The organism is Pantoea sp. ICBG 828 (assembly GCF_002928355.1).
In the GTDB taxonomy this organism is placed as follows: domain Bacteria; phylum Pseudomonadota; class Gammaproteobacteria; order Enterobacterales; family Enterobacteriaceae; genus Pantoea; species Pantoea dispersa.
Genome location: NZ_POWN01000022.1, coordinates 1 through 1,588, shown reverse-complemented (window position 1 = coordinate 1,588; position 1,588 = coordinate 1). Strand labels below are relative to the sequence as shown.

The window sequence follows — 1,588 nt, the reverse complement described above, 5'->3', positions numbered from 1 at the left end:
TTAAATTGAAGAGTTTGATCATGGCTCAGATTGAACGCTGGCGGCAGGCCTAACACATGCAAGTCGAACGGCAGCACAGAAGAGCTTGCTCTTTGGGTGGCGAGTGGCGGACGGGTGAGTAATGTCTGGGAAACTGCCCGATGGAGGGGGATAACTACTGGAAACGGTAGCTAATACCGCATAACGTCGCAAGACCAAAGTGGGGGACCTTCGGGCCTCACACCATCGGATGTGCCCAGATGGGATTAGCTAGTAGGTGGGGTAATGGCTCACCTAGGCGACGATCCCTAGCTGGTCTGAGAGGATGACCAGCCACACTGGAACTGAGACACGGTCCAGACTCCTACGGGAGGCAGCAGTGGGGAATATTGCACAATGGGCGCAAGCCTGATGCAGCCATGCCGCGTGTATGAAGAAGGCCTTCGGGTTGTAAAGTACTTTCAGCGGGGAGGAAGGCGGTGAGGTTAATAACCTCGCCGATTGACGTTACCCGCAGAAGAAGCACCGGCTAACTCCGTGCCAGCAGCCGCGGTAATACGGAGGGTGCAAGCGTTAATCGGAATTACTGGGCGTAAAGCGCACGCAGGCGGTCTGTTAAGTCAGATGTGAAATCCCCGGGCTTAACCTGGGAACTGCATTTGAAACTGGCAGGCTTGAGTCTCGTAGAGGGGGGTAGAATTCCAGGTGTAGCGGTGAAATGCGTAGAGATCTGGAGGAATACCGGTGGCGAAGGCGGCCCCCTGGACGAAGACTGACGCTCAGGTGCGAAAGCGTGGGGAGCAAACAGGATTAGATACCCTGGTAGTCCACGCCGTAAACGATGTCGACTTGGAGGTTGTGCCCTTGAGGCGTGGCTTCCGGAGCTAACGCGTTAAGTCGACCGCCTGGGGAGTACGGCCGCAAGGTTAAAACTCAAATGAATTGACGGGGGCCCGCACAAGCGGTGGAGCATGTGGTTTAATTCGATGCAACGCGAAGAACCTTACCTGGCCTTGACATCCAGAGAACTTAGCAGAGATGCTTTGGTGCCTTCGGGAACTCTGAGACAGGTGCTGCATGGCTGTCGTCAGCTCGTGTTGTGAAATGTTGGGTTAAGTCCCGCAACGAGCGCAACCCTTATCCTTTGTTGCCAGCGGTTCGGCCGGGAACTCAAAGGAGACTGCCGGTGATAAACCGGAGGAAGGTGGGGATGACGTCAAGTCATCATGGCCCTTACGGCCAGGGCTACACACGTGCTACAATGGCGCATACAAAGAGAAGCGACCTCGCGAGAGCAAGCGGACCTCATAAAGTGCGTCGTAGTCCGGATTGGAGTCTGCAACTCGACTCCATGAAGTCGGAATCGCTAGTAATCGTAGATCAGAATGCTACGGTGAATACGTTCCCGGGCCTTGTACACACCGCCCGTCACACCATGGGAGTGGGTTGCAAAAGAAGTAGGTAGCTTAACCTTCGGGAGGGCGCTTACCACTTTGTGATTCATGACTGGGGTGAAGTCGTAACAAGGTAACCGTAGGGGAACCTGCGGTTGGATCACCTCCTTACCTGAAGATACCTTCCCGCGAAGTGCTCACACAGATTGTCTGAT

Annotated in this window: 1 rRNA gene; it reads left to right on the top strand. The window is 54.8% G+C overall.

Annotated elements, in window-relative coordinates:
• Nucleotides 1–2 precede the first annotated feature (2 nt).
• Nucleotides 3–1,544, top strand: a 16S ribosomal RNA gene (locus tag C1Y43_RS23405).
• Nucleotides 1,545–1,588: the final 44 nt, after the last annotated feature.